The 18072-nt window shown below is 63.2% G+C and carries 9 protein-coding genes, 1 tRNA gene and 3 pseudogenes; 9 read left to right on the plus strand and 4 right to left on the minus strand.

Features of this window, described 5'->3' with window-relative positions:
• Positions 1-7: 7 nt before the first annotated feature.
• Positions 8-895, minus strand: a pseudogene (locus tag JN302_RS23530) (ISAzo13 family transposase); the annotation flags it as partial.
• On the opposite strand from JN302_RS23530, the gene JN302_RS23535 reads away from it, so the two are divergent.
• Positions 876-1268: a DUF3363 domain-containing protein gene (locus tag JN302_RS23535; protein ID WP_244845841.1), complete on the plus strand. Its 393-nt coding sequence runs from the start codon at positions 876-878 to the stop codon at positions 1266-1268. The pseudogene JN302_RS23530 and the gene JN302_RS23535 overlap by 20 nt on opposite strands.
• Before the next feature lie 169 nt (positions 1269-1437).
• Here JN302_RS23535 and JN302_RS23540 read toward each other — a convergent pair whose 3' ends face one another.
• Both JN302_RS23540 and JN302_RS23545 read right to left on the minus strand, forming a co-directional pair.
• Positions 1438-2454 (minus strand): helix-turn-helix domain-containing protein, encoded by a 1017-nt coding sequence (locus tag JN302_RS23540; protein ID WP_202329333.1) that lies wholly within the window; start codon positions 2452-2454, stop codon positions 1438-1440.
• 385 nt (positions 2455-2839) lie between these two features.
• Positions 2840-3726, minus strand: a pseudogene (locus JN302_RS23545) (bile acid:sodium symporter family protein).
• A gap of 700 nt (positions 3727-4426) precedes the next feature.
• Between JN302_RS23545 and JN302_RS23555 the strand changes: the two are divergent.
• From JN302_RS23555 to JN302_RS23580, 6 genes and pseudogenes are all read left to right on the plus strand, one after another.
• Positions 4427-6679 carry a beta strand repeat-containing protein gene (locus JN302_RS23555; RefSeq protein ID WP_202329336.1) on the plus strand — a complete coding sequence of 751 codons (2253 nt, stop codon included), beginning with the start codon at positions 4427-4429 and terminating at the stop codon, positions 6677-6679.
• Positions 6570-7811, plus strand: a complete 1242-nt coding sequence (locus JN302_RS23560) for a hypothetical protein (RefSeq protein ID WP_202329337.1) — start codon at positions 6570-6572, stop codon at positions 7809-7811. Before JN302_RS23555 ends, JN302_RS23560 begins: the two co-directional genes overlap by 110 nt.
• Positions 7812-7839: 28 nt before the next feature.
• Positions 7840-12996, plus strand: coding sequence for an autotransporter domain-containing protein (locus tag JN302_RS23565; protein ID WP_274609285.1), 5157 nt, complete (start codon positions 7840-7842; stop codon positions 12994-12996).
• 100 nt (positions 12997-13096) lie between these two features.
• Positions 13097-13873: a SapC family protein gene (locus JN302_RS23570; RefSeq protein ID WP_202329339.1), complete on the plus strand. Its 777-nt coding sequence runs from the start codon at positions 13097-13099 to the stop codon at positions 13871-13873.
• Positions 13873-14508 carry an invasion associated locus B family protein gene (locus JN302_RS23575; protein WP_244845843.1) on the plus strand — a complete coding sequence of 212 codons (636 nt, stop codon included), beginning with the start codon at positions 13873-13875 and terminating at the stop codon, positions 14506-14508. Before JN302_RS23570 ends, JN302_RS23575 begins: the two co-directional genes overlap by 1 nt.
• Before the next feature lie 179 nt (positions 14509-14687).
• Positions 14688-15250 (plus strand): annotated as a pseudogene (locus JN302_RS23580) (TrbI/VirB10 family protein); the annotation flags it as partial.
• 520 nt (positions 15251-15770) lie between these two features.
• Here JN302_RS23580 and JN302_RS23585 read toward each other — a convergent pair.
• Positions 15771-15860 (minus strand) — tRNA-Ser (locus tag JN302_RS23585).
• Between the two features lie 419 nt (positions 15861-16279).
• Here JN302_RS23585 and JN302_RS23590 point away from each other — a divergent pair.
• Positions 16280-16450 (plus strand): hypothetical protein, encoded by a 171-nt coding sequence (locus tag JN302_RS23590; protein WP_202329340.1) that lies wholly within the window; start codon positions 16280-16282, stop codon positions 16448-16450.
• Between the two features lie 259 nt (positions 16451-16709).
• The gene (locus tag JN302_RS23595; protein WP_202329341.1) at positions 16710-17945 is read left to right on the plus strand and encodes a septal ring lytic transglycosylase RlpA family protein; all 1236 of its coding nucleotides are present in this window, start codon (positions 16710-16712) and stop codon (positions 17943-17945) included.
• The last annotated feature ends 127 nt before the right edge of the window (positions 17946-18072 follow it).

An 18072-nucleotide genomic window follows, 5' to 3' on the forward strand; every position in this document is an offset into this window, starting at 1 on the left:
CACAAAATTTTCGACACTCCCGTTTCCACAACCGCACCCGTGAGCCATTGCTGCCGCCCCCGTCGGCGGTGATCGTCAGGCGCGTAGCGTCGGGGTAGCGCTCGCGGCCCATTTGCACCCACCAACTGCGAATGGCGTTGATCGCGAAGGCCGCCGTGTCGTGATCGATGCCGACGCTGACCCAGCCGGTGTTGTCGGCAATATCGTAGACGCCGTAGGGGACGGTGCGCCCGAGCTCCGGGATGACGAAGTCGTGTACCCGCACCTGCGGCGGCGAGCCTTGGGGATGCCATTCGCGCCCGGCGTTCTTGAAGTCGCCGACCAGTTCCTTCTTCTTGGTGTCCACCGAGATCGCCGGTTCGCCGGCGGCCAGCGCCGCCTTCACCTGGTCGTTGATGTAGTGGAACTGGGCGTCGCGATCGGGATGGTTTGTCCCCTCGCGTGTCTTGCGGTTGGCCTGCAGCCGATAGCCGAGCTTGTGCAGGAGTTCCCACACCAGTGTGCGGCCGACCTGATGGCCCATGTCGCACAGCGCATGGGCGAGCTTGCTCAGGCTCTTGCAGGTCCAAAGCAGAGGTGACTGGGGATCGCCCCGCGTGTCGGGCTCGACCAGCGCCCGCAGATCGTCAATCAGGCTCGGATCCGTTGCGCTCTTCAATTTGCCGCCAGCCCCGGGCCGGCGCACCCGCCCAGGATCGATCACCTCGCCGTTGCGCACCTCGCGCAGCGCCCGGCCAATGGTGCTGGGGGCGATGCCGGTGGCGCGCGCCACCGCCGCGATCCCTCCGCGCCCCGCCGCCAGCGCCTCTGCCGCCGCAAAGCGCCGCCGAGACCGCTCGTCGAGCACTGGACGAAGCGTCTCAAACCGTTGGCGAATGGCTGATTCGTCGATCACACCGAGACGCTACAACCCGCTCCCCACAAACGGAATCCCACAACCAACCGCCCGTCATCACAATCGATTCATCAATCAACGAATGACGCCTAAGCTGCGCGCGCGGGAGATCGAACGCATCGGCGGCGAGCTGGCCGCGAGCAAGGGCCTGCCGTTCCGCGCCGCGACCGATGGCGAGACCGTCTCCGGCAAGTTCACCGGCACCGTGCAGCTATCGAGCGGCAAGTTCGCCCTGGTCGAGCAGAGCCATGAGTTCATGATGGTTCCGTGGCGGCCGGTCATCGACCGACAGCTCGGCCGGGAGGTCATGGGCGTTGTGCAGGGCGGCTCTGTGTCATGGCAATTGGGTCGCCAGAGAGGAATTGCCTTGTAGCGCCAACTCGAGGGAGCGCCTATGTCGAGATTCTCGCGCGCTGTGCGCTCACACGTGACCAGAAGCCGATTTCGAGCCGTCACTTCTCACAAAATTCATGCAGGTAAACGAGCAACTCGATGTCTGGCGCACCGGGCAAGAAGATTGGCCGATAATTTTCTCAGCCCCTTCAAACGCGCATCAGCCAATCGACAAAAGTATTCCCCGCGGCGACCTGCGCATTGTGGCCGTTGATATAGGCGGAACGCACTTCACTCGGCCTGAAACCATATCGCGCCTGGAATTGCCGGCTGAAGGCGGTGGCGTTGGTAAAGCCGTATTCGTAGGCGATCGAACTGATCAGCTTGCGCTCGCTCGATTTCGCCAGGGCATGCTGGCACGCCGCCAATCGGCGGTTCTTGATGAATGTTGCAACGCCGCCGTGCTTTTCGAAGAGATAGTAGAGATTGCGCCGGGATAGACCGAGGCGCGCGCAGATCATGTCCGGCGTGAGATCGGGCGATTTCAGATTCTCGGCGATGAAACGCCGTGCCCGATCGAACTGGATTGCCGCGATCGGCGCCCTGGCGGCCTCCAGGGTTGTCGGCGTCTGACGAACCATTGCCCTGACGAGTGCCCCGAAAGCCTCGGTCACGGCAGCCGCATCCGTGACCGTCAGCATGTGTGCTCGGTCTTTCACGGACAGGAGAAAATCGGCGATGATTTGAGACAGCGGCCCCATGACGCGCAATTGCGAGGCCCGGTCGAGCTCATCTGCAACATCCCAGAAGTCATCGCGACTGAAGAACAGGCTGGAATACTCCGCAACCTCCATTTTCGCGACAAAGGGTGTCGCGTAAGAGTAAAGAACGAGGTCATCGGCCTTCGATTCGAAGCCTTTTCGGTCGCTATCGACCGCAACACTTCCCCGGGTCACTACAGCCAAACACCAGTGATCAAGCTGTGACCGACGAACGACATTGCTACCATAGTCGACCATCATGGGCGGCAGCGCATAATTGCTCAGGAATATCGACCCCAATTGATAGAGTTCCGAGCTCGCAAGAAAGCCTGCGCTGCGCGGCCCGTCAGGTTCAAGATCGGCCATTCCCTTGCTGAACGCACACCAGGCGTCAAACTGTTCGTGCGGCCTGAAAGACTCTGTTGAGAATCTATGGCTCGAAATCGGCACACCTTCCTGCGTCATCTGCTTTTCAAGCTCATTAAAATAATCTGCCAGAGACAATCCATAAGAATTCGGCTTTGTGCGATCAGTTGATTTGCTACATCACTGATCCTGCTTCACGATTGCCGATTTTCAGCCCATCTTTCGTAAGTTAGATCATTCCCAAGATCACCACTATTGCTCGACATTGACGGCATGCTCCCTGAGCGCGATCCGGTATGGCTGTGCCAGCACCTGCGCCAATTGCCTTTGACGGGCGCCGACAATCGAACGGTCCTGCCACCGCGCTATAGCCGACGGAACATTGGTCGGACAACTCTTGAACGGGCGAGGTTTCCTTCCAGCAACACGGCCGGTCATACCTCCACCGAGGAAATCAGCGAGTTAGATAGCCACAGCCACGGTACTACGTGGAAACGACCGCCTCGACATCACGTCGTAACGCAAGGCCGCGCCTCCAGATGACGAAGGGCATGGTCAGTAACCAGGCAGTAATCGAATAGATGACGGCAGGCACGGTTGTGTCGGGCAAGCCGGCGCTTGTACCGGCGACCAGCAGTCCCACCGCAATCCCCAGAGACCCATTCTGGGTTCCTGACTCAATTGCGATGGTTGTTGCGTCCCTTGCACTCAACCCCGCGACATCGGCGGTGACTAAACCGATGGCGAGCAGGATTGCATTCAGTGCGACAAGTGCGGGCCCAAGAGACCAAATGTTGAGCGCGAACACATCCCAATTGGCGACAATGGCGGCCAGAATCAGAATAAGGAAAAGCCAGAAGGCAAGGCGGGAGATCCAGGGAGAAGCCGTTTCGACAAAGCGAGGGGAAGAGTGGGTCAATACCATACCAAGGCCGACGGGGAGCGCCGTTAGCAGGAATACCTGAACCCCGAGAGCCGTGACGTTGATGGGCGGCGCCTCAGCGCCGAGAAAATGGGCGGCGCTCAACGCCACCACCAGCGGCAATGTGACGATGGAAACCAGCGAGATCACCGCGGTGAGCGAGATGGACAACGGGACGTTGCCTTCGGCAAACTTGGCTGCAGCATTGACAGGACGCCTCCCGGACACGCTGCCAGGATCATAAGCCCGAGCGCCACCCCTGCTGGCAGATCGAAAAGCTTCGCAAGTGCGAAGGCCACGAGGGGAACCGCGATCAGTTGGTTCATTGCGCCGATGCTGAAGGCTTTGGGCTGTGCCGCTATAAGCGCGAAATCACGCGGTCTGAGACCGAGCCCCAGCGAAAACATGATGACGGTCAAAATGATCGGCAGGACAACTTCAATAAGCATGTCGACTCCCAAATAAAGTACATCATCGACGATTCTTCCAGTGAGGTCATCTACAGCGGCCTGATGAAGCCAACAAGCGGTCGTCAATCCAAGGATTGTTCCGCGTCCTCTCGGGGTAACCCCTCATGCTCTCGACGAGCAGGGAACGAGGATTCACGCTCGGTAACGGATTGGTTCTGGTCGCGCTTGCTTTGCTGTTGATCAGGCCACGCCTGCGCCTGGTGCGCAGAAGTGCGTTTGCACGCGCCGCCATGCTGGCGGTGCCGCCTATGCCGGCGAATTCCTGCTCGTTCCCGCTGCGGCCACGTCGCTGTTTTTTACCTGCCCGGTCATGAGCGTTGCCGACACTCTTCTGGAGTGGTGCGGCACCCGAAAGTGATCCGGCCGGCTAGCTGTCGGGCGTACCTTACTCTCGCTTCGATTCGCGGATTTTTGCTTATCAGCCAATGACCTGTCGGCGAAAATCGATACGCCGATGACGCGGCTCGACGCGCCAACTGACGTTGCGTGCATCTCTACTGCCATTGGGTGCAAACACCGCCTGCCCCCGTAGTGCGCTCCCCAGAACACCGCTTATCGAGGCAAGAATGCGCGCAGGCTGACACCCTGTTGCTTGCGCGCGGCTGTGGGTCCGCGCGCAGTTTTTGGGCGCTGCGTGGGCCGGAACGGCATTGAACACCGTGTGCCCGAAGGAATTCTTGTGAGCAGCACCCCGATTTTGAAAAGCCGAAGCATTCTCCTTGCTGCGTTGATGACCTCGACGGCGCTGGTGGGTATCGCCTCGATTGCGGCCCATGCGGCGGACAAGATCGTCGATGGCGGCGCGGTGGAAACCATCACGACTACCGAGACGTTCGATAACGTCACCGTCGGCGATACCGGCACCGGCACGCTGACCATCGAGAGCGGCGGCGCGGTGAGCAACGTTTTCGGCAGCATCGGCGATTCCGACGGTGGCACGGTGACGGTGACCGGCACTGGTTCCACCTGGGCCAATTCCGATGCCTTGCACATCGGCTTAGGCGGCACCGGCACGCTGACCATCTCGGATGGCGGCGCAGTGAGCAACGCCAATGGTTTCATCGGCACACTTACCGGTTCCGCCGGCACGGTGACGGTGACAGGCGCGAACTCCACCTGGACCAGTTCCGGGAATCTGATCGTCGGCAACCAGGGCACCGGCTCGTTGACCATCGCGGACGGCGGCGCGGTGAGCAACAGCACCGGCAGCGTCGGCAACAGCATCGGCACGGGCACAGTGACGGTGACCGGCACTGGTTCCTCCTGGACCAATTCCGGGTTCCTGTTCGTCGGTGACGAGGGCACCGGCTCGTTGACCATCGCGGACGGCGGCGTGGTGAGCAACACCATTGGCATCATCGGCAGCGACGACGGCATCATCGGCAGCGACAACAGCGGCACGGGCACGGTGACGGTGACCGGCGCCGGTTCCATCTGGACCAATTCCTCGAGCCTGACCGTCGGCAATGTCAGCACCGGCACGCTCACGATCGCTGACGGCGGCACGGTCAATGCGAATAACAATCCAGTGGTCATTGCCAATGAAAGTGGCTCCACCGGCACGCTCAATATTGGCGCGGCGGCGGGTGACGCGGCGGTGGCGGCGGGTACGCTGAACGCGACCACACTTTCCTTTGGCGATGGCACCGGCGCGCTCAATTTCAATCATACCGATGCCGGTTACGACTTCGACGCCGCAATCACCGGCGATGGCACGATCAACCAGATCGCTGGCGTCACCAACCTGACCGCCGACAGCTCCGGCTTTATCGGAGATACAAACGTCACCGGCGGTAAACTGGTTGTGAGTAAAGCGCTGGGTGGCTCCGTGGTGACCGTGAACGGCGGCACGCTCAGCATTGAAGGCGGCACACTGAGCAACGCCACTGGTTTCATCGGCAGAGTTAGCGAATCCTCTGGCACGGTGACGGTGACGGGCGCGAACTCCACCTGGACCAATTCCGGAAATCTGTTCGTCGGCAATCAGGGTGCGGGCACGTTGACCATCGCGGACGGCGGCGCGGTCAACAACGTCACTGGTCTCATCGGCAACGGCGGCTCGGGCATCGGCACGGTGATGGTGACCGGCACCGGCTCCGAATGGACCAATACCGGGTTCCTGCGTGTCGGCAACGAGGGCGCGGGCACGTTGACCATCGAGAGCGGCGGCGCGGTGAGCAACATCACTGGCATCATCGGCGATAACGACGGCGGTACGGGCACGGTGACGGTGACCGGCGCTGGTTCTTCTTGGACTAATTCCGATCTGTTCGTCGGCAACGGGGGTACGGGCACGCTGACCATTGCGGACGGTGGCGCGGTGACCAACACCACTGGCAGCATCGGCGATTCCACCGGCGGCACGGGCACGGTGACGGTGACCGGCGCCGATTCTAGCTGGACAAATTCCTTAAACCTGACCGTTGGCAATTTTGGCAACGGCACGCTGACCATCGAAAGTGGCGGCGCGGTGAGCAACACCCTTGGCATCATCGGACAAGAAGACGGCAACACCGGCTCGGTGACAGTGACCGGTACAGGTTCCATCTGGACAAATTCCGCGGGACTGCGCGTTGGCGGCTCGGGCACCGGCACGCTGACCATCGCGGACGGTGGCACGGTGAGCAGCAATATCAGTGGCTCCGGCACCAGTGGCTTCATCGGTACCTCCGACAACAGCACGGGGACGGTGATGGTGACTGGTGCCAATTCCAACTGGACCAATTCCGGAAACATAATCATCGGCAACTCCGGCACCGGCACGCTGACCATTGCCGATGGGGGTACCGTCACTGCGAACTCGGGCAACGGCACAGTGACCATTGCCGCTGGTTCTGGCTCCACCGGCACACTCAATATCGGTGCGGCGGCGGGGGGGGGCGGCGGCAAGCGCGGGTACGCTGAACGCTGCCACACTTGCCTTCGGCGCTGACACCGGCACGCTGGTCTTCAACCATACGGGAACGGATTATGACTTCGACGCGGTAATCACCTCTGGCGCAGGCACTGCTACGATCAACCATCTTTCGGGCGTCACCAATCTGACGGCTGATAGCTCCGGGTTTACCGGCGATACAAACGTCACCGGCGGCACGCTGGTGGTGAGTAACGCGCTCGGTGGCTCCGTGGTGACCGTGAACGGCGGCACGCTCAGCATCGAAGGCGGCGCGCTGAGCAATGCCACTGGCATCATCGGCGATTTCGACGGTGACACGGGCACGGTGAGCGTGACCGGCAGCGGCTCTACCTGGACCAATTCCGGGACCCTGACCGTCGGTTTTGAAGGCAACGGCACGCTAACCGTCTCGGATGGCGGCGCGGTGAGCAACGTCACCGGCTTCATCGCCAGAGAGGTCGGCTCCACCGGCGCGGTGACGGTAACCGGCACCGGCTCCAGCTGGACCAATTCCGGAACCCTGACCGTCGGCGGCGAAGGAGCAGGCACGCTGACCATTGCTGACGGCGGCGCGGTGGTCAGCAACGGAACTGGCCTCATTGGTGCCTCCATCAGCGGCACGGGCACGGTGACAGTGACCGGTGCCAATTCCATCTGGACCAATAACGGGAGCCTTTCCGTCGGCAACTTGGCCGCCGCTGGCACGCTGGCCATCGCGAACGGCGGCTTGGTGGAGAACACCTCTGGCACCATCGGCAGCGATAGCAGCACGGGCACGGTGACGGTAACCGGCGAGAACTCTACCTGGGCCAATACCTCGAGCCTGTTTGTTGGCAACCAAGGCACCGGTACGCTGACCATCGAGGACGGCGGCGCGGTGAGCAACGAGTCTGGCTTCATCGGCGATGGCGTCGGCAGCACGGGCACAGTGAAAGTGGCCGGCACCGATTCCAGTTGGACCAATACCGCACTGACTGTCGGCAACGAGGGTGCGGGCACGCTGACGATTGCCGATGGCGGCGCGGTGAGCAGCAGCTCTGGCTTCCTCGGCAACGAAAGCGGCAGCACCGGCACGGTGATGGTGACCGGCGCCAATTCCACCTGGATCAATACCGGGGAGCTGCGCGTCCGGCAATGCCGCCACCGGCACGTTCACGATTGCCGATAGTGGCGTTGTAAGCAACACCAGTGCCAGCATCGGCGGCGGGTCGAATAGCACGGGCACGGTGACGGTGACCGGCGCCGGTTCCAGATGGACCAATTCCTCGAACCTGACCGTCGGCGAATTCGGCACCGCTACGCTGACCATCGAAAGCGGCGGTTCTGTGAGCAACGCTTTCGGCAGCATCGGCAGCCGCACCGGCAGCATCGGCACGGTAACGGTGAACGGTACCGGCTCCTCCTGGAACAATGCCGGGCTCCTGTTCGTCGGCAGCGAGGGTGAGGGCACCCTGACCATTGCTGCCGGCGGCGTGGTGAACAACACCGCTGGCTTCATTGGCTCCGTCGGCACCGGCACGGTAACGGTGACCGGCATGGGTTCCGCCTGGACGAATTCCTCGGGCCTGTCCGTAGGCTTCGACGGCACCGCCACGCTGACCATCGCGGACGGCGGCTCTGTGAGCAATGCCATTGGCGTCATCGGCACGAATACCGGCAGCACGGGCACGGTGACGGTGACCGGCACCGGTTCCAAATGGACCAATTCGGGAAACATGCGCATCGGCAGCGACGGCACCGGCACGCTCACGATTGCTGATGGCGGCACGGTCGATGTGGTTTCGGGCGGTGGCGCGGTGGCCATTGCCTTTGCAGATGGCTCCACCGGCACGCTCAATATCGGTGCGGCGGCGACCGACGCGGCGGCAGCGGCGGGAACGCTCGAAGCGGCGACGCTTGCCTTCGGCACTGGCACCGGCATTCTTAATTTCAATCATACCGCAACGGCCTATGACTTCGACGCGGCAGTCTCCGGCTCCGGAACGATCAACCAGATCGCGGGCGTCACCAATCTGACGGCCGACAGTTCCGCCTTTACCGGCACAACGACCATCACCGGCGGATTGTTGAGCGTGAACGGCTCGCTCGGTGGCGCGGTGACCGTATCGGGCGGCACGCTCGGCGGTTCGGGCACGCTTGCGGGCTCTGTCTCCGTCACCAATGGCGCAATCGCCGCCGGCAATAGCCCCGGAACGCTGACCATCGGCGGCGATCTTACGCTTGCTTCTGGTTCGTCTCTCAATTTCGAGCTGGGCAGCCCCTCCGGCACGGCGGGTGTGGATAGCGATCTCATCAATGTCGGCGGCAATCTCACGCTCGATGGGACATTAAACGTCACCGATGCAGGCGGTTTCGGAGCCGGTCTCTATCGCCTTGTCAATTACGACGGTACGCTCACCGACAACGGGCTCGAGATTGGCGATGCGCCGAATGGCTTCGGCAGCTCCAACCTCACCGTGCAGACGGCGACGGCAAATCAGGTGAACCTGCTGGTCAATGCGCCGTTCGCCTCCTTCTGGGATGGTGCGAATACCAGCGCCAACAACGCCGTAGATGGCGGGTCGGGCACATGGAGCGTAACCGGCAATAACTGGACATTTGCGGACGGCAGCGTCAACGGCGTTTTCGATCCATCGGTGTTGCTGATCTTCTCGGGAACGGCGGGCACGGTGACGGTGGACGACAGCGCGGGCGCCATTTCCACCTCCGCCGGCATGCAGTTCGCCGCAGACGGCTACACGATTACCGGCGACGACATCGCGCTCACTGGTGCGACGGCCTTCCGTGTCGGCGACGGCACAAGCGCCGGGGCGGCGTTCACCGCCACCATCGCCTCCAACCTCACAGGTGCTGGTTCACTCAACAAAACCGACCTCGGCACGCTGGTTCTGACCGGCGCCAACACCTACACCGGCGGCACGACGATTTCGGCGGGCACGCTGATCGGCAACGCGACAAGCCTGCAAGGCGACATCGTCAACAACGCAGCACTGACCTTCGATCAGGGCACCGCCGGCACCTATGCAGGCGTCATCTCCGGCACTGGCGCGCTGACCAAGGCCGGCGCGGGCGCACTGACGCTGAGCGGCGCCAACACCTACACCGGCGGCACGACGATTTCGGCGGGTACGCTGATCGGCAACGCGACGAGCCTGCAAGGCGACTTCGCCAACAACGCAGCACTGACCTTCGATCAAGGCATCGTCGGCACCTATGCAGGCGTCATCTCCGGCACTGGCGCGCTGACCAAGGCCGGCGCGGGCGCACTGACCTTGAGCGGCGCCAACACCTACACCGGCGGCACGACGATCTCGGCGGGCACGCTGATCGGCAACACGACGAGCCTGCAAGGCGACTTCGCCAATAACGCTGCACTGACCTTCGATCAGGGCACCGCCGGCACCTTCGCAGGCGTCATCTCCGGCACTGGCACACTGACTAAGGCCGGCGCGGGCGCACTGACCCTGACCGGCGCCAACACCTACACCGGCGGCACGACGATCTCGGCGGGCACGCTGATCAGCAACACGACGAGCCTGCAAGGCGGCATCGCCAACAACGCTGCGCTGACCTTCGACCAGGACACGGCTGGAACCTTCGCTGGCGTCATCTCCGGCACCGGCGCGCTGACCAAATCCGGCACGGGTGCGCTAACGCTGACCGGAAACAGCTCAGCCTATGCGGGAACAACCGATCTCGCAGCGGGTCTTCTGGCTGTGAATGGTTCGCTCGGCGGCGCGGTGACCATATCGGGCGGCACGCTCGGCGGTTCGGGCACGCTGTCGGGCAATGTCTCCGTTACGAACGGCGCAATCGCCGCCGGCAACAGCCCCGGCACGCTGACCATCGGCGGCGACCTTTTGCTTGCCTCTGGCTCGTCACTCAACTTCGAGCTTGGCGGCCCCACTGGCACGGCGGGTGTGGATAGCGACCTGATCGTGGTTGGCGGTGGCCTCACCCTTGACGGCACGCTCAATGTCACCGATGCGGGAGGCTTCGGAGCGGGTGTCTATCGTCTCATCAACTATAGTGGTGCTTTGACCGATAATGGCCTCGATATCGGCACTAGGCCCGCCGATTTCCTTGCCAGCGACCTTACCGTGCAGACTTCGGTCGCCAGTGAGATCAACCTCATCGTCAGCGGACCGTCGGGCCTGTCATTCTGGGACGGTGCCAACTTGACTGCCAATGGCGCTATCGATGGCGGCTCAGGCACGTGGAACGCCACCGACACCAACTGGACGAATACCACCGGCACCACCAATGGCACTTTCAATGCCGGCGTGCTGCAGGTGTTCCAGGGAACGGGTGGAACCGTCATCATCGACAATACCGGCGGCGCGGTCACAACCTCTGCCATGCAGTTCGCCGCCGATGGTTACACCGTCGCCGGCGACGACCTGACGCTAGCCGGAGCCGCGACCGTCCGTGTCGGTGACGGCACGGCGGCCGGTGCAGGCTATACCACCACCATCTCCTCCAGCCTGATCGGGACCGGATCGCTGGAAAAGACCGATCTCGGTACGCTGATCCTGACCGGCGCCAACAGCTATTCGGGCGGCACGACCATTTCCGGCGGCACTCTGGTTGGCAACACGACGAGCCTGCAAGGCGATATCGTCAACAACGCTGCGCTGACCTTCGACCAGACGAGCACCGGCACCTATGCCGGTGTGATCTCCGGCAGCGGTGCGCTGACCAAGGCCGGTGCGGGTGAACTGATCCTGACCGGAAACAGCTCGGCCTATGCGGGCACGACCGATATTGCAGCGGGTCTGCTCACCATCAACGGCTCGCTCGGCGGCACGATAAACTTCTCCAGCGGCACGCTGGGCGGCTCCGGCACGCTGGGCAACGTCACCATCGCGTCGGGCGGCACGCTGGCGCCCGGCAACTCCATCGGCACGCTCAACGTCGTCAACATCACCCTTGATGCCGGTTCGACCTACACGGTTGAACTCGACGATGGCGGTTTTGTCGCTGGCACCAACAACGATCTTGTCAACGCCACCGGTAAAGCCACGATCAATGGCGGCACGGTGCATGTGACGCCCGAAAACGGAACCGACGACGGCACGACCTACACGCCCGGCACCTATACCATCCTGACGGCGGCGGGTGGCGTGACGGGAACGTTTGACGCGATCTCCGATGACTACGCCTTCCTCAATTTCGCACTCGGCTATGATGCGAACAATGTTTTCCTGACGTCCTCTCTTGCGACGGCGGGCTTCTGCCTCACCGGGATGACGGCCAATCAATGCGCAGCGGGCAACGGTGTTTTCTCGCTGGATAGCGGCAGTCTGTACACGGCGGTGCTGAACCTCTCCAACGCCGAGGTGTCCGGCGCTCTGGACCAGCTTTCCGGCGAAGTCCATGCCTCGGCAAAGACCGCAATGATCGAAGACAGCCGCTTCCTGCGTAACGCCGTCAATGATCGCATCCGCGCCGCCTTCGACGGCGTCGGCGCTTCCGGCGGGACGGTCACGACCTATGGCGATGGCGGGCTACAGGCGGCGGCGACCACGGATCGCTTCGCGCTCTGGGGCCAGGGCTTCGGCTCATGGGGGCATACCAACGGCGACGGCAATGCCGCGCGCCTCAGCCGTTCAACCGGCGGCTTCTTCATCGGCGCCGACGCTCCCGTCTTCGACACTTGGCGCTTCGGCGCGGTCGCGGGCTACAGCAGCACCAGCTTCGACGTGAAGGATCGCTTCTCTTCGGGCTCGAGCGACAACTACCATGTCGGGCTTTACGGCGGCACGACCTGGGGAGATCTCGCCCTGCGCACCGGCGTCGCGTACACTTGGCACGACATCTCGACCTCGCGCAACGTGTCCTTCACCGGCGTCAGCGACAGCCTGAAGGGCGACTACAACGCCAGCACCACGCAGGCGTTCGGCGAACTCGGGTACCGCGTTGCCCTTGGCAGCGTCGCCTTCGAGCCTTTCGCCAACCTCGCCTATGTGGGCCTCGATACGGATGGGTTCACAGAGAAGGGCGGGGTTGCGGCGCTGTCGGGGGCAAATGGCTCGACCGATACGACCTTCACCACGCTCGGCCTGCGCGCCTCGACCACGTTCGACCTGAACGGGGCCAGCCTGACAGCGAAGGGTATGCTCGGCTGGCGGCACGCCTTCGGTGATGTCGCCTCCGAGACGGCGATGCAGTTCGGTGGCGGCAACACCTTCACGATCGCCGGTGTACCGATCGCTCGTGACGCCGCGGTCGTCGAAGTCGGCCTCGACTATGCGATCTCGCCATTCGCAGGCGTCGGCGTCTCCTATTCGGGCCAGTTCGGCGACGACCTCGCCGACCAGTCCTTCAGGGCAAACTTCAACGTGAAGTTCTGAGGCACGCGGCCAATCGATAACAGAAGGCCCGCTGCGCTGACGCGGCGGGCCGGGTTCAACAATCGTGGTGCCTTGCGCCTCGACAAATTTCAGGGTGATCATGACCATGCCTGCTGACGTCCAGCCACTCCCGCTTTTCTACAGGGACCCCGTTCTCCTTCGGTTTGAGGAGCACGGCGATGTCGGCCTCGCGCCGACCGGCCATTTCGGCTTCACGCGCAAGGCCGTTGCCATTCCGCTCTGCATCGGCGAGTTCGCCGCCGCCATGCGTCACTTTCCGATCGTCTTCGCGATGGATGAGCAAGCCTCGCCAATCGCCCTGGTCGGCATCCGGCGCGACTATAACCTCTTCGTCGAACAGGACGGAGGCTGGAAGGCGGGCAGCTACGTGCCGGCCTATATCCGCCGCTACCCCTTCATCGTCACCGAGACCGCAGACAAGTCGCAGCAAATGCTCACCGTCGATCGCGCCTCTGAGCGCTATGTCCCATCGGTGTCCGAGCATCCCGACGCCGAGCGCGTGTTTAAAGAAGCTGGCGGACCAACGGCGACAGCGCAGTCGGCCATGGCGTTCTGCCAAGCCTATCACACAGACTATACCCGCACAGTCGCCTTCGGTCGGGCGCTGATGGAAGCCAAGGTGCTCGAGCCCTATCATGCCGACTTCCGGCTCCCCGATGGATCACAGCATCATGTAAACGGCTTCTACGCCGTTGATGAGAAAGCGTATCGCGCGCTTTCAGCCAAGACCCTCGCCGACTGGCACTCCAAGGGCTGGCTCGACCTCGTAACCCTTCATCTCGCCTCGCGACAGAGCTTTCAGAACCTGCTCGACCTCAACGCGCAGCGCGCCAACGAACGAAAGGCGCTCGCATGATGAGCAAGAAACGTGTTCTCGGTTTTTCCACGGTCGCAACGCTCCTGCTCGGCGGAGGCGTAGCGCTCTATGCCATGCCGGGGATCGCCGTTCCCGACGAGGCGCTGGCCGCCTCGACCAAGGGCCTGCTTGCCGATCCGGCCCCGCAACGGTTCGAGATCGCTCAAGCTCAGGCCACAGGAACCTCCACCCTGCCGGGCGGCGCGTCCTCGCTCAACGAAACCTATCGCGACTGGCGCGTCGCCTGCGCCCAGAAGGGCACGGCGAAGCAATGCGCCATGTCGCAGGCCCAGGCGCACCAGAATGGTCAGCGCGTGCTTGCCATCGAACTTGGTGCCCCGGCCGGCAACACCGTCTCTGGCACGCTCGTCCTGCCGTTCGGACTGGCGCTCGATTCCGGCGTGATCTTCCAGATCGACGACAAGCCGGCGATGCAGCCGGTTCGTTTCCGCACCTGCGTCCCGGCCGGTTGCCTCGTCAATATCAGCTTTGACGCGGCGACGATCGTCGCTCTTCGTGCCGGCACGGCCCTGAAGATCAAGGCGACCGCCGACGGCGGCGCGGCCACGCCGTTCTCCATCTCGCTCCAAGGGTTCGGCACCGCCCTAGACCGCGTGGCGACACTCGCACGCTGAAGGCGATCGAATCCTTGGAGAGCGAACCCCACCCCTACGCCTCCCAGGAAAGGCTCCCGCGATCCTGCTTCGGTAAAAGTCGCTGGAGCCTTTCGCTCGCGCGGTTCGGGTGAGCGACGATGCGGCGTCTCAACAAACTCTCGGAGACCTGGCAGGCACCCGCGCCAGTCGGAACCAATGGAACCGCCATGCCGGGCCTTCCCGGGTTTGATCTCGGTGGGCCGCAGGCCCAACCCACGGCGCAGGACAGGCAGCTCGCCTTCCTCAACGCCGCGACCGACCGGCGCACAGTCACGCCCGATCGCGTCACGCCGCCGGCATCGCCCTTCGTGCTTCAGGCCGGGGCGGTCATATCGGCCGCGCTCATCACCGGCATCCGTTCCGACTTTCCGGCCAGATCACCGCGCAGGTCACGGAACATATCTACGACAGCCCCACGGGGCGCATTCTGCTCGTGCCGCAGGGCACACGTATCATCGGCCAGTACGACAACAACGTGCAGTTCGGGCAGCGCCGTGTCCTGCTCGTCTGGAACAGGCTCATTCTGCCCAACGGCCGCTCCATCGTGCTCGAACGCCAGCCCGGCACCGACACGCAGGGCTATGCCGGGCTTGAAGATGGCGTCGATTATCACTGGTGGGATCTCGCCAAGGCCGCCGGCCTCTCGACGCTCCTCTCCGTAGGGGCCGAACTCGCCGTCGACGATCAGGACCGGCTGTTGCGCGCCATCCGCAACGGCGGCCATCGAGGACCGCTTGCTCGATCCCGACCGGCTGGAGAAGCTGCTTGGGACCGTCCTCGGCCGCCGTGAGGATCAGGCCGACCGACGCCGGCAGCACATCGCCGAACTGGAGCGGCGGGCGGTCGAATCGGACATGCGCCTCAAGCGCCTCTACGACGCCATAGAGGCCGGCGTTGCCGATCTCGACGACCCGGCGCTCAAGGAGCGCATCGCCGGCCTCAAGGTCATCCGCGATCAGGCGCGAGCCGATGCCGACCGGGCACAGGCGCTGCTCGACAGTCCCGGCCATAGCGCCATCACCCCGACGATGATCCTGGGCTTTGCCCGCCGTGCCCGCGAGCGCATCCGGGGCAGCGAAGGGGGCTATCGGCGGGATCATCTGCGCGCCTTGGCGCAACGTGTCGAAGTCGCGGACGACGCGATCCGCATCATGGGATCGAAGACGGAACTGCTAAGGACGCTTGCTGCTGGCCAAGTGCGGCAGTCGGCGGCTGCTGGCGTGCCCAGAAGCGGACTGAAGTGGCGGAGGGAGTGGGATTCGAACCCACGGTGGGGTCGCCCCCACGCCGGTTTTCAAGACCGGTGCCTTAAACCGCTCGGCCATCCCTCCAAGGTGTCATCCGCGTGCTGCATGGACACGAAGCAAAGTCGGCTCGATGTCCGTCTGCCTTCGAGCCACCTCGTGGCCTCGGCTTTAGCGCCCGCCCGATTGCTTCGTCAACCGTCGGCGTCGGTCCGTCGCGCAATCTGTCTGCAATCCGAGCGGTGAAGGGCGAATCGCGCCGGGACGCATGGGGCTTTGGGCGCAGTGCCCTATGCAACTAACAGGCTGCTTTGGTCGCCGCGTTGCATGTCGTTTTTGGAGATTTTTGATGAATCGAATGAAATATGCCGGCCCCAAGACGTAGGATCGAAGCAAAAACCATGCTCTTCAGAGGCGATAGAGCAGATAGTGCATGGACAGAAGGACATGACAGTCATACGTTATTTTCAAGGGGAAAGGCAGGCGATTCATCGAAAGGATGAACATTGGACGCTGTTTTCCTGTCGAACCAGATCCAGGGCATTGTCGAAAGGGAACTCGGCAATTGCGAAAGGGCAATCAAGCAAGGCAATACCAAGCGTGCCTTGTCCGACCTCGAGGAGATCAAGAAAAAGCTCCTGACCTTGTCTGCCCATATGCGCATGACCGCGAAGTAGTCAGCCCGGGTTTCACGCCTGGATTCGGGCGAGCCGAAAAGCGGGCGCCCTCCGCCGGATCGTCGCCGCGGGCAGGCTGGAGCAATTGCGGCGATACTTGCCACATTCTTGCCGGTTTCCCGCCATAGTCGATTAATAGGCTGCTAAACAATTCCTGCGCATCAAGAGAGATGGGGTGAGCGCAAGCAGCAGGAGCTTGTGTTCGAGTTGGACCGCGTTCGCGGTTGCGCCAAGGGAAATGCCCGGGGACGTTTTCGGCATGATTCCATCGACGCGCGGGCGTTTCTACCGCACTTCGTCTGTCATCGTATTTGCGGTTTCCGCGGCCTTCCTGGCCGGTTGTGCTGCGTCCACGACGAAGAGCATGACCAACACCAAGCGTTCCAAGGAGTACTTCTCCGAAACCGAATATGGCGTGAAGGCCAGCCCGCGCGTGACCGACAAGCGCTCGCGCCTTCCACGCGGCGGCGGCCGCGATCAGCTCGGCCGGCCATACAAGGTGCGCGGCGTCTGGTACTATCCCAAGGAAGACAAGAGTTACAAGAAGGTCGGCGGCGCCTCCTGGTACGGCGACGCCTTCCACGGAAGGCTGACGGCCAATGGCGAGATCTACGACCAGACCCACCTGACGGCGGCCCATCCGACCATGCCGCTGCCGAGCTATGCCCGCGTCACCAACATGAAGAACGGCAGCTCGGTCATCGTGCGCGTCAACGATCGCGGGCCCTATCACAGCGGCCGCATCATCGATCTTTCCCGGCGCGCCGCCGAGATGCTCGACTACAACCATGCCGGCATCGCCAAGGTGAAGGTCGAATATGTCGGCCGTGCTCCGCTCGACGGCCAGGACGAGCGGTACCTCATGGCTTCCTACCGGCCCGGCAACAAGGCGCCTGATCCGTCCGACGGCCTGCCGACCGGCGTCATGATCGCGATGAACGGCACGACGCCAAGCGGCGCGGGCGGCTCGACGGCGGCCTTCCCCGGAACGCTGACCGACGCCGCGCCGCAGCAGGCGCTGGCCGCGCTCCAGGAGCCCGCCGCTATCGGCCTCGCCTTGCCGGATCATGGCCCGATCGCGCCCGAGCGGCCGTACGATGCCGCGGCCGAGCCGCAGACGCAGGTCGCCTTCGCCGTGATGTCCTATGCCGACGAACGGGTGAAGGCGGCGAGCCAGGCATTTGCAAGGCTCGATGGCAGCGGCCCATCGAACGACCGGATCGTTGCGTCGTGGAAGATGCAGAGCGGTGCAGCGGCTGGCGAGGGCAGGCATGCGGCCTATGTCGCGGTCGGCACCTTCGCATCCCAGGGCGAAGCGGACAGGTTGACGAAGGCCCTCTCGGCCCATGGTCGCGCTTCGCTGGAGACGTCGGAGCTCGATGGCCGCGCCTGGTATACGGTCAACCTCTATGCCGACGGCCGGGCGTCGCTAGACGATCTGCTCGAGGCGGCATGGGCCAACGGGGCCCCGGATGCGATGACGATCCGCAACTGATCCGAGCCCTGGCCCGGGATCCGGGCAACCATCTCGCCGGCGTCGGACCAAGCCTGGGAGCCGTCGCCACAAGACGTTGATCCGCGCGTCACGCTTGCCAGCCTGACATGGCGCGGGCTATCAGTCT

This window comes from Mesorhizobium sp. L-8-3 (assembly GCF_016756615.1).
Classification (GTDB): Bacteria; Pseudomonadota; Alphaproteobacteria; order Rhizobiales; family Rhizobiaceae.

What these genes read in the sequence shown, in the direction of transcription:
- JN302_RS23595 (WP_202329341.1), top strand. Translation starts at nt 16,710, where the DNA reads ATGATTCCATCGACGCGCGGGCGTTTCTACCGCACTTCGTCTGTCATC.
- JN302_RS23540 (WP_202329333.1), bottom strand. Translation starts at nt 2,454, where the DNA reads ATGACGCAGGAAGGTGTGCCGATTTCGAGCCATAGATTCTCAACAGAG.
- JN302_RS23570 (WP_202329339.1), top strand. Translation starts at nt 13,097, where the DNA reads ATGACCATGCCTGCTGACGTCCAGCCACTCCCGCTTTTCTACAGGGAC.
- JN302_RS23575 (WP_244845843.1), top strand. Translation starts at nt 13,873, where the DNA reads ATGAGCAAGAAACGTGTTCTCGGTTTTTCCACGGTCGCAACGCTCCTG.
- JN302_RS23535 (WP_244845841.1), top strand. Translation starts at nt 876, where the DNA reads ATGGCTGATTCGTCGATCACACCGAGACGCTACAACCCGCTCCCCACA.